This window comes from Dysgonomonas sp. GY617 (assembly GCF_015233815.1).
Taxonomy (GTDB): domain Bacteria; phylum Bacteroidota; class Bacteroidia; order Bacteroidales; family Dysgonomonadaceae; genus Dysgonomonas_A.
Map to the genome: position 1 here is coordinate 1 of NZ_JADCLR010000031.1, position 9,893 is coordinate 9,893.

The 9,893-nt window shown below is 35.7% G+C and carries 14 protein-coding genes; 4 read left to right on the plus strand and 10 right to left on the minus strand.

All coding sequences use genetic code 11. The annotated features are described in order from the left end of the window. The coding region (locus IR022_RS19160; RefSeq protein ID WP_194204954.1) for a carbonic anhydrase at positions 1–546 on the plus strand (546 nt) is incomplete at its 5' end. A gap of 158 nt (positions 547–704) precedes the next feature. On the opposite strand, the gene IR022_RS19165 is transcribed toward IR022_RS19160, so the two are convergent. The 10 genes from IR022_RS19165 to tssD (IR022_RS19210) all read right to left on the minus strand — a co-directional run bounded on the left by IR022_RS19165 (position 705) and on the right by tssD (IR022_RS19210) (position 5,845). Then, complete coding sequence (locus IR022_RS19165) at positions 705–863, minus strand: hypothetical protein (RefSeq protein WP_194204955.1); 159 nt, start codon at positions 861–863, stop codon at positions 705–707. A gap of 3 nt (positions 864–866) precedes the next feature. Continuing rightward, complete coding sequence (locus IR022_RS19170; RefSeq protein ID WP_194204956.1) at positions 867–1,043, minus strand: hypothetical protein; 177 nt, start codon at positions 1,041–1,043, stop codon at positions 867–869. Then, positions 1,018–1,479, minus strand: coding sequence for a hypothetical protein (locus tag IR022_RS19175; protein WP_194204957.1), 462 nt, complete (start codon positions 1,477–1,479; stop codon positions 1,018–1,020). Before IR022_RS19175 ends, IR022_RS19170 begins: the two co-directional genes overlap by 26 nt. A 195-nt stretch (positions 1,480–1,674) precedes the next feature. Continuing rightward, a complete protein-coding gene (locus IR022_RS19180; RefSeq protein ID WP_194204958.1) occupies positions 1,675–2,094 on the minus strand; it encodes a hypothetical protein in 420 nt (139 codons plus the stop codon). Positions 2,095–2,248: 154 nt separating this feature from the next. Then, complete coding sequence (locus IR022_RS19185; RefSeq protein ID WP_194204959.1) at positions 2,249–2,623, minus strand: hypothetical protein; 375 nt, start codon at positions 2,621–2,623, stop codon at positions 2,249–2,251. 245 nt (positions 2,624–2,868) lie between these two features. Then, complete coding sequence (locus tag IR022_RS19190; RefSeq protein WP_194204960.1) at positions 2,869–3,243, minus strand: hypothetical protein; 375 nt, start codon at positions 3,241–3,243, stop codon at positions 2,869–2,871. Positions 3,244–3,486: 243 nt separating this feature from the next. After that, a complete protein-coding gene (locus tag IR022_RS19195) occupies positions 3,487–3,948 on the minus strand; it encodes a hypothetical protein (protein WP_194204961.1) in 462 nt (153 codons plus the stop codon). A 3-nt stretch (positions 3,949–3,951) separates the two neighbouring features. After that, positions 3,952–4,974: a hypothetical protein gene (locus IR022_RS19200; RefSeq protein ID WP_194204962.1), complete on the minus strand. Its 1,023-nt coding sequence runs from the start codon at positions 4,972–4,974 to the stop codon at positions 3,952–3,954. Positions 4,975–4,977: 3 nt separating this feature from the next. Continuing rightward, positions 4,978–5,406 carry a type VI secretion system tube protein TssD gene (gene tssD / locus IR022_RS19205; RefSeq protein ID WP_194204963.1) on the minus strand — a complete coding sequence of 143 codons (429 nt, stop codon included), beginning with the start codon at positions 5,404–5,406 and terminating at the stop codon, positions 4,978–4,980. Positions 5,407–5,419: 13 nt separating this feature from the next. After that, a complete protein-coding gene (gene tssD / locus IR022_RS19210) occupies positions 5,420–5,845 on the minus strand; it encodes a type VI secretion system tube protein TssD (RefSeq protein ID WP_194204964.1) in 426 nt (141 codons plus the stop codon). Between the two features lie 646 nt (positions 5,846–6,491). Here tssD (IR022_RS19210) and IR022_RS19215 point away from each other — a divergent pair. The 3 genes from IR022_RS19215 to IR022_RS19220 all read left to right on the plus strand — a co-directional run bounded on the left by IR022_RS19215 (position 6,492) and on the right by IR022_RS19220 (position 9,106). Further along, positions 6,492–8,492 (plus strand): cation:proton antiporter, encoded by a 2,001-nt coding sequence (locus IR022_RS19215; RefSeq protein ID WP_242053304.1) that lies wholly within the window; start codon positions 6,492–6,494, stop codon positions 8,490–8,492. 26 nt (positions 8,493–8,518) lie between these two features. Beyond that, entirely contained in the window at positions 8,519–8,779 is a 261-nt protein-coding gene (locus IR022_RS20110; RefSeq protein ID WP_242053305.1) for a cation:proton antiporter regulatory subunit, read from the plus strand. 153 nt (positions 8,780–8,932) lie between these two features. Beyond that, entirely contained in the window at positions 8,933–9,106 is a 174-nt protein-coding gene (locus IR022_RS19220; RefSeq protein WP_194203380.1) for a histone H1, read from the plus strand. The last annotated feature ends 787 nt before the right edge of the window (positions 9,107–9,893 follow it).

The following is a 9,893-nucleotide window of genomic DNA, read 5'->3' on the forward strand; positions in this document are numbered from 1 at the left end:
GTTTCGGGTAAACTAGCCCACATCCATCAGGATTCTTTACGGGTAAAAGAGTTGGCAGAAGGTCAGCATCCCAGAGTCGTTGTTATATGTTGTTCTGATTCAAGAGTGACTCCTGAAATTGTTTTTGACCAAGGTTTAGGTGATATATTTACGATTCGTACAGCCGGAAATGTAATGAGTGATTACGAAGAAGGGAGTATCGAATATGCAGTAGAACATACCGGAGCAAAGCTTGTTGTTGTGTTAGGCCATACTAGTTGTGGAGCTATAAACGCAATGTTGGACACAAAAAAAGGAGGAACTGTTCCTGGACATATCTCTTCCATTGTTGATGCGTTAAACGCTGAAATCGAAGAAAAGGATGCTCTCGAAAAAGGAGGAGAAGAACTTCCGTACAATGCGGTTAAAGCAAATGTAGAACACGGGATAAGACAGTTGCGTAACTCAGAACCTATTTTGAGTGAAATGAATGAAGAAGGTAAAATTAAGATAGTCGGAGCCATTTATCATATCGAAAACGGCAAAGTCGAATTTCTAGATATATAGGAATCCTTTTTATACAAAATTTATTTTGTTTTAGACCTAGATACAGCTATGTTTGATAGTATTATGTAATCGCTACATAATACTATTTTTATTTATAAGCTTACAATATAATGTTGATTTTTTATAATTATTTCCATAATTTTCAAAAATGTAAAATACTAAATTACTTGTATAACAGAGACGGCAAAAAAGGCTCTGTTCATTACCCATTCCATATCAGGATTTTCCATAAATACTTTGTCTAAACGGAATACAAAGCGAACCAGCTTGTAAAAAAACAGGCTATATATTTTATGTAAGAATTTCAAGATTTTCATAAATTACCATTTAGGACCGTAGGGAACTTCCCTGTATCCCGGAATCATTTTTTGTATTTCTTTTTCCCGTCTATCCCGATCTTCAAGCGCCTGAACCCAACCTCCCAGATAAAAGCCATCGATACCGAAATAGATTGTACTAGTCGTAGTACTATCAAAAACCCTCGATCTTTCCAGCATCACCGAGATTACCCCAAATGATGAAAGCAGCGATAAATAGAGCGAATGAAAGGATGTAAAAAAGCAGAATCGTTATATTGATTACTTTATTCTTAGTTTTAGAATATGCCGCAAATTCTTCATTGTATTTAAACCACCTTTTCTTATAGATAAGCGTAAAATAATTAAAAATAGAGATTACCCCACAAATTAATATGGCAGGTATTAATTGATCTTCGAAAAAAAAGAGAGCCGTTTTTCTGAAAATTATTTCTCCAACTGTCCACAATATAAAAAACCAAGTCATTTGAATGAAGGAGACAGCAAAAAAAGCTCTGTACATTACCCATTCCATACTCGGTGTATACAGAACTGCACTAAACCTATCTAAAGAAAGTACAAACCGAACCCATTTATAAAAAATCAGGCTATGTATTTTATGTAAAGATTTCAACATCAGCATTACCATTTAGGACCGTAGGGAACTTCTTTGTATCCCGGAAGCATTTTTTGTATTTCTTTTTCTCGTCTATCCCGATCTTCAAGCGCCTGTACCCAACCTCCCGGATAAAAGCCATCGACACCGAAATAGATTGTACTAGTCGTAGTACTATTAAAAACCCTCTATCTTTCCAGCATGACCTAGCTTAGCTCAAATATTGACAGAAACAAAAAATGAAGTAAATGAAAGTATATAAAAGAGTAGAATAGCAATATTAATTATTCTATTCTTAGTTTTAGAATAAGCTGCAAATTCTTCATCATATTTAAACCATCTTTTCTTATAGATAAGTGTAAAATAATTGAACGCAGAGATTACTATAAAAAGAATTATTGAGTAAGCTAATTGATGATCAAAATTAAAAATTACCTTCTTGATAACTATCTCCACCATAAATAATGATATCAAAAGCCAAATTGCTTGTATAACAGAGATAGCATACAAAGCTTTGTTCATTACCCATTCCATATCAGGATTTTCCATAAATACTTTGTCTAAACGGAATACAAAGCGAACCAGCTTGTAAAAAAACAGGCTATGTATTTTATGTAAGAATTTCAAGATTTTCATAAATTACCATTTAGGACCGTAGGGAACTTCTTTGTATCCCGGAATCATTTTCTGTATTTCTTTTTCTCGTCTATCCCGATCTTCGAGTGCCTGAACCCAACCTTCCAGATAAAAGCCATCGACACCGAAATAGATTGTACTAGTCGTAGTACTATCAAAAACCCTCTATCTTTCCAGCATGACCTAGCTTAGCCCAAATATCGACAGAAACAAAAAATAAAGTAAATGAAAGTATATAAAAGAGTAGAATAGCAACATTAATTATTCTGTTTTTGGTTTTAGAATATGCCGCAAATTCCTCATCATATTTAAACCATCTTTTTTTATAGATAAGCGTAAAATAATTAATAATAGAGATTACCCCAATAATTAATAAATTTGATATCAATTGATCTTCAAAGAAATCAGGAATTGTTTTTCTTATAACTATCTCTAAAACAGTTAATAGCGTAAAATACCAATTTGTTTGTAGAAGGGAGATAGCTATAAGAGACTTGTTCATTACCCATTCCATATCAGGCGTTTCCATAAATACTTTGTCTAAATGGAATACAACACGAACCAGCTTGTAAAAAAACAGGCTATATATTTTATGTAAGAATTTAAACATTTTCATAAATTACCATTTAGGACCGTAGGGAACCTCCCTATATCCCGGAATCATTTTTTGTACTTCTTTTTCCCGTCTGTCACGATCCTCAAGTGCCTGAACCCATCTGCTCGGATAAAAACCATCTACACCGAAATAAAGTGTACTAGCTGTAACACTTATTCTCAGAAATCAACGATTTCACCAGCATGGCGTAAATTCGCACAAACATCGATAAGAAAAAAAGACAAAGCTGCTGAAAGTATATAAAAAACAGGAATAGCAATATTAATTATTCTATTCTTAGTTTTAGAATAAGCTGCAAATTCTTCATCATATTTAAACCATCTATTTTTATAGATAAGCGTAAAATAATTGAACGTAGAGATTATTGCAAAAAGAATAGTTGCGTAAGCCCATTGATTTTCAAATAAATATAATGTTGATTTTTTTATAATTATTTCCATAATTTTCAAAAATGTAAAATACCAAATCATTTGTATAAAGAAGATCGCAAATAAAGCTTTGTTCATTACCCATTCCATATCAGGATTTTCCATAAATACTTTGTCTAAACGGAATACAAAGCGAACTAGCTTGTAAAAAAACAGGCTATGTATTTTATGTAAGAATTTCAAGATTTTCATAAATTACCATTTAGGACCATAGGGAACTTCCTTGTATCCCGGAATCATTTTTTGTACTTCCTTTTCTCGTCTGTCACGATCTTCGAGGCCTGTACCCAACCGCCCGGATAAAACCATCGACGCCGAAATAAAGTGTACTAGCTGTAACACTTACTCTCAGAAATCAACGATTTCACCAGCATGGTGTAAATTCGCACAAACATCGATAAGAAAAAAAGATAAAGCTGCTGAAAGTATATAAAAAACAGGAATAGCAATATTAATTATTCTATTCTTAGTTTTAGAATATGCTGCAAATTCTTCATCGTATTTAAACCATCTTTTTTTATGGATAAGCGTAAAATAATTAAAAGCAGAGATTACTCCAATAATTAACAAGTTTGAGATTAATTGATCTTCAAAAATATCAGGGATTGTTTTTTTTATAATTATTTCCATAATTTTCAAAAATGTAAAATACCAAATTACTTGTATAACAGAGATCGCATACAAAGCTTTATACATTACCCATTCCATATCAGGATTTTCCATAAATACTTTGTCTAAACGGAATACAAAGCGAACCAGCTTGTAAAAAAACAGGCTATGTATTTTATGTAAGAATTTCAAGATTTTCATAAATTACCATTTAGGACCGTAGGGAACTTCTTTGTATCCCGGAATCATTTTTTGTATTTCTTTTTCCCGTCTATCCCGATCTTCGAGTGCCTGAACCCATCCTCCCGGATAAAACCCATCAACCCCAAAATAAAGAGTACTGACCATTGCTCCCCACGGACCTGTAAAACCTATTCCTGAAAAAAACATATCTATACCAAATTTAGCAGGATGTACAGCATCTTTATGGGTAGGATTCTTTTTCCATATATCAAAGCCCTTATAATCATAAAGAAAAGTTACAAAAGTGCCCACATATGCAACAGGCTTCGCCATTCTTGCTATCTTGCTTGCCATATTACCGGGTATAATGGAGTACCTCCATCGGCTGCTTTCCCGAAAGACTTTCCCCCAGCCATCAACAATAGGACGGTAATACGATACTTTGCCCATGTGTCTGTTGATCTCGGAGGTGATGATCCCTGCGATATAGGCTGCTTTGCCCACTTGGCTCAATGCCTGCTGTGTATCGAAAGAACCACTCTGTTCTGCTGAAAAAGTTATATTCTTATTCAACACAGGATATTCGTATTTGAACTGGCTGAAACTGTAGGTAACAGAACGTGAACTTGCCTGCATATTTTCGCCACTACCCTCTATATTATTGGTCGTTATAGTTATACGTTGACTATTTTTGTCTATCTGAACCTTGACTTTTCCTAAGGGCGATAATACTTCAGGATTTTCTGATTTACCCATATTGACAACTCTGTTGCCATCGGCATTAATACCAACAATGAGTGCTGTTATATCCTTTTCGCTGAGGGTCTGTTCTACAGGTGTTATAAGCAGGGCATAGTCAGTGGAAACAAAGTTGCTGCCTTGGGGAAACATCCGACCGTCATGCGGATAATCGGGCGTGCTCGAAAGGCGAGGTACAGGAAGCCATTCGGCATAGCCTACTCCCTCCACATAACCTGTATATTGGACTGCATGTCGCAGCTTGACTGAAAATTCTTCTTCGGAGATGGTATTAAGCTTTGGCATGGTTTAACTCCTCCATCGGTTATTGTGTGTAAAATTATTTAAACTTAATTTTTCGGGGGCAAGGGTTAGCTCTGTTCTGAGTCCTTCTGTCGAACTGACTTTTGTCTTTAAGGCGACACAGTTTGCGTTAAAAATTTTTATATCCAACACCGTCCCTGAAGATTCTGTTTTGAAACAGATTCTGCCGTCTTTGTGTCTGCCGGTGCGTTTTGCCCAATCAATGATATTAAACTCTACAGCCTGAGTCAGTATTATAAATAATTGCCCGCCTCTAGTTTCGTGTTGCGGTTGTCCTTTGTGGTCTACTTCTTGTGTAAAACCGATATGAAAATGCTCTATTTCATAGTCTTTACCGTCTATTTCAAGACTGGCTGATATATAGCTGTCTACAAGGGGTAGAAGAGTTCCCAGGTTCGGTATATTTAGTTTCATAGGTGTTTGTTTTTTATTTTGTCCAGAAATTATCAAAATCAAAGCCGTTGTTAAAAATCAGTCTTTCGGCTTGTAATACTATTTTGGTAGTAATATAGGCTTTCCCCTTTTGGGTATAGTCGAGCGACATGTCCACACAGGCTGCATTTTCGAACAATAGTTTGTCGGGTTGGGTACCTTGTTCATTGAGGATGATGATAGCTCCGTTTTTGTACTTACGTGAATTTAATGCCCATTCCAGGATGGAATCAGGGGGAAGCATCGCCATAGTCATAGTCAGTGTTCCGCCGTATACTTCTGTGGCTGCTTTGCCTGTATTGTCAACCCCTTGCTGAAATCCGTACTCGAAATTATCGAGTTCGTAACCGCTTTTGAGTAATGAACTAAAGTCAGTTCCTGTTAATTCGCCTATTTTCAAGTAGCATTTGTGAGAGAACATAGTGTGTTAATTTTTAATATGAATTATAACTTTATTAATAGTATTTGTTTCGGTATCTACGAGTAAAATACGACTCTTACTCAAAAGAGATTCAATATAGATACTTCAGCATGGGCAATTGCTGCATTATAAAATTTTGTAAACATTTTAACAAAGAAAGGGGAACAAAAAATTGCTATCTATAACAAAAGAATCATTAAAATATAATCTTTTAGTATTAATTAGTTAAATCTATTCTGCTGTATTTTCCCAGAATGATTTTGAAAGAACTGGAAATCTGGACTATAAGGCTGGTGGTAAGAGGATGTATTTTTAAAACCGGAAATAGATTACCCTAAGTAATCATATTTAATAAGAAATACAGATACAATCAGATACCTAATTATAGGTAATACAAAGATGGGGTATATACTCTGAGAAGCTTTGCTTATCAAACAGGTGCTGATCTGTTATAAAGTACTCTCAATAATTTTTTTTTCTAAAAAATCCGCACAAAGATTTGCCGGAATTTGAGATTCTGTATATACTTTTGCCAACTGATTTTCAGTTGACAGTGTACTTCATTCTTAAATACATTGTATCCTATTTCAAACAGGGAATAGGAACAGGAGATGCTCTGCATAACATAAACTAAATAAATTTAGCAATGGAACAATTACCCCGATTTGTGAATGACCTGGCTCTTATCCTTATTACTACTGGAATCGTTACTATAATATGCAAATGGCTCAAGCAGCCTGTTGTATTAGGATATATCATTGCTGGCCTTCTCAGTAGCTCGCACACAACATTCTTTCCTACTATAGTTGACATGGAAAGTATACACACCTGGTCAGAAATAGGTATTATCTTTTTTTTGTTTGCCCTGGGGCTTGAATTTAGCTTTAAGAAACTAATGGCTGTAGGTGGAACTGCATCCATTGCAACATTATTCAACATAGCCTGTATGGTAACCGTTGGCTATACCATCGGTCAGTTATTAGGCTGGTCGCATATGGACAGCCTGTTTCTGGGAGGTATGCTTTCCATGTCTTCCACCACTATCGTTATCAAGACATTCAATGATATGTCGTTACAGAGAACCCGATTTGCCGGCATTGCCTTCGGGATGCTTATTGTAGAAGATCTTGCCGCCATTTTAATGCTCGTCTTGCTGAGTTCGGTAGCAGTAAGCAAAAACTTCGAAGGAACTCAGCTGGTATACGAGATATCTAAACTAATTTTTTTTATTGTTATATGGTTTGTTGGCGGTATATACCTTATCCCTACTTTCCTGAAGAAACAGAAAAAGTACCTCAATGACGAGACCTTGCTTATCATAGCGATCGGCTTATGCCTGGGAATGGTGTTGTTTGCCACATACGTTGGATTCTCGGCAGCACTTGGCGCTTTTATTATGGGGTCTATTTTAGCCGAGACGATAGAAGGCAAGCATATAGAACACATGATGCTGCCTCTGAAGAATCTTTTCGGAGCTATCTTCTTTGTATCCGTCGGGATGATGATTGATATCCAGGTTATAGCCGAATACGGGGCATCTATTGCACTGTTTACATGTGTGATACTTATCGGGCGCCCCCTGTTTTCCTCACTCGGTATTTTATTATCAGGACAGGGATTAAAGGTGGCTGTTAAAGCTGCATGCAGCCTAGCTCTAGTTGGTGAATTTTCTTTCATTATTGCGACACTAGGTACAAACCTGGGAGTAATAAGTAAAGCACTTTATCCTATTATTGTAACGGTAGCGGTTATTACGACTTTCATATCTCCCTACATGCAGAAAATGTCGGATCCTTTAGCCGATCGGATTATAAAACGGTTACCTCATAAATGGGAAAGGCTAATACAGGGCTATGCATCGTCGGCTTATAATACGGTTTCGGAGGAAAGAATATGGAGTATTTTCTTGAAGAAAGTTTTCACATTTGTGGTCGTGTACCTGGTAATAAGTATCGCTGTAATACAGGTATTCAAACTTTTTATTAACCCGTTCATCATTGAAAACATCCCTGGTGTTTGGGGTAAGGTACTGGCTACAGCTTTGACCCTGACCTGTATGGCTCCGTTACTGCGTGCTATAATAATGAAGAAAAACAAGTCGGATGAGTTTCTTAAATTATGGAATAAGCAGGTTACCAACCGGGTAGCCTTGGTTACCCTGATCTTATTTCGCATAACCCTTTGTTTTTTTGTGGTTATATTCGAACTGCATGTATTATTCCCTGCTTCATTTATAACGGCAATAATCATTGCAGTTGTTTACCTTGCTGCTATCGTTTTCATAAAAGGAGTGAAAATCCAGTCACGCAGAATCGAGAAGCGGTTTATTGACAACTTTAACAATAAGGAAAAGAATGCGGCCATATCATCTACAGTAGCAGAAGGCTTGTTATCAAAAAATATACATATCGAGGAGCTTGAGGTGTCACCCGATTCACCAAACATAGGCAGAACATTGGCAGAACTCAATTACCGGCAAACAACAGGCGTCAATATTATTACGATCATACGGGGAAACAAGAAAATAAATATTCCGAATGGGAAGACAACCCTTTACCCGAATGACAGGATTATTATTTGCGGTTCGGACGATGAAATAATGAGATTTGTAGCATTTGTAGAAAACCGGGATAATAAAGATTTGTAGAAAACCGGGATAATAAAGAAACAGCAATGATTGACATTGTACAGCACCATATCAGCCTTTCACAATATCCTATCAGAGAGGGTTCAATTATGATAAATAATAGTATCGCGGGACTAGGTGTCAGAGAGCAAACCGAATGCATGATTATAGGTATAGACCGGGGAAATGAGTCTATAACGAACTTCAATGCGGGATTTGTTTTTCAAGAAAGTGATGTGGTATGGCTAGCCGGGCAAATGGATAAGTTGGCTGCATTTGAGGCCAACATCAATAAACGGTTTTATTGAGAAATTGTTAAAATATCAGAATATTGATCAAGATCTCTTCGAAAAAGGAATAGTTCTATTTACTTTTACCTTCAAATGTGAGTTTGACGTTAATGATTGCGGATTTAAGGTCTATAGTATATTATAATTCCTAATTAAAATAGAATAAGAACAATGAAGAATTTAGTCGAAAAGCTGAAAGAAACTTTTGAATCATTTGCAAAAGATGCAGCAAACCAAATGGAAAGTGGTAATAAGGCAGCCGGTCAGCGTGCGAGAAAGGTATCTCTGGAAATAGAGAAAGCTTTAAAGGAATTCAGAAAGAAATCCATCGAGGTATCAAAATAAGATTAATTAGTTTGGTATTTGTCGGAACTATCCGTATCGGGTAGTTCTTTTTTTTGAAAAAATATCTATGTGTTAAACATTCAATACCATCAGCTACAGCCAATAAGACTTATTTTGCCAATTCTTCTATTTTAAGATTTAGATTTGATATAGGTTATATACTCGAACCAATTCTACATATTTACTCGTTGATGTACTTGAGTTACAATAATCAGGAAAATAATAGCCAGGATGGAACCCCAATTTTTCATATCGCGATTTTTTAAATATTGTTTTATTTTTTTATCTTTGCTGCTATAAACGAACTCTTTACTCAAACAATGAGAATAAAATTAACAAACATATCCACCAATAACAATCTAAAGTTTAACGATTTAGATTTGGTTGTGTGCGTTGAAATGTTAGAGAGAGAGAGAGAGAGAGAGAGAGAGAGAGAGAGAGAGAGAGACTAACTAGCGAACATGCTGGTAATAAATATATTTTAGGCGGAGTGATCCGTCTTTTTTTGTTATTGCGTTTTTTATACATATTCTTTTCCCCTTTTACATATTTCCCCAATATATATAGTTGTTCAGGTAAAGGTTTTCGTGTAGCTGATTTATTTGTTTTTTGTCGTTCAAAATCAGTACGATATTTCCTTTTACTTATGGCACAACTATGTCCGGCAGCAGCGTGTAGAGATTACATGCTGCTGCTTTCTTTGAATAAACTAACTAACTATATAATAACTAACAAGTAATAAAATGAAAAAGATTATTTTCTTATTAACAGGCGTTTTATCAATTGG

What these genes read in the sequence shown, in the direction of transcription:
- IR022_RS19165 (WP_194204955.1), bottom strand. Translation starts at nt 863, where the DNA reads ATGAAAATCTTGAAATTCTTACATAAAATATATAGCCTGTTTTTTTAC.
- IR022_RS19170 (WP_194204956.1), bottom strand. Translation starts at nt 1,043, where the DNA reads ATGCTGGAAAGATCGAGGGTTTTTGATAGTACTACGACTAGTACAATC.
- IR022_RS19175 (WP_194204957.1), bottom strand. Translation starts at nt 1,479, where the DNA reads ATGTTGAAATCTTTACATAAAATACATAGCCTGATTTTTTATAAATGG.
- IR022_RS19180 (WP_194204958.1), bottom strand. Translation starts at nt 2,094, where the DNA reads ATGAAAATCTTGAAATTCTTACATAAAATACATAGCCTGTTTTTTTAC.
- IR022_RS19185 (WP_194204959.1), bottom strand. Translation starts at nt 2,623, where the DNA reads ATGGAAACGCCTGATATGGAATGGGTAATGAACAAGTCTCTTATAGCT.
- IR022_RS19190 (WP_194204960.1), bottom strand. Translation starts at nt 3,243, where the DNA reads ATGGAAAATCCTGATATGGAATGGGTAATGAACAAAGCTTTATTTGCG.
- IR022_RS19195 (WP_194204961.1), bottom strand. Translation starts at nt 3,948, where the DNA reads ATGAAAATCTTGAAATTCTTACATAAAATACATAGCCTGTTTTTTTAC.
- IR022_RS19200 (WP_194204962.1), bottom strand. Translation starts at nt 4,974, where the DNA reads ATGCCAAAGCTTAATACCATCTCCGAAGAAGAATTTTCAGTCAAGCTG.
- tssD (WP_194204963.1), bottom strand. Translation starts at nt 5,406, where the DNA reads ATGAAACTAAATATACCGAACCTGGGAACTCTTCTACCCCTTGTAGAC.
- tssD (WP_194204964.1), bottom strand. Translation starts at nt 5,845, where the DNA reads ATGTTCTCTCACAAATGCTACTTGAAAATAGGCGAATTAACAGGAACT.
- IR022_RS19215 (WP_242053304.1), top strand. Translation starts at nt 6,492, where the DNA reads ATGGAACAATTACCCCGATTTGTGAATGACCTGGCTCTTATCCTTATT.
- IR022_RS20110 (WP_242053305.1), top strand. Translation starts at nt 8,519, where the DNA reads ATGATTGACATTGTACAGCACCATATCAGCCTTTCACAATATCCTATC.
- IR022_RS19220 (WP_194203380.1), top strand. Translation starts at nt 8,933, where the DNA reads ATGAAGAATTTAGTCGAAAAGCTGAAAGAAACTTTTGAATCATTTGCA.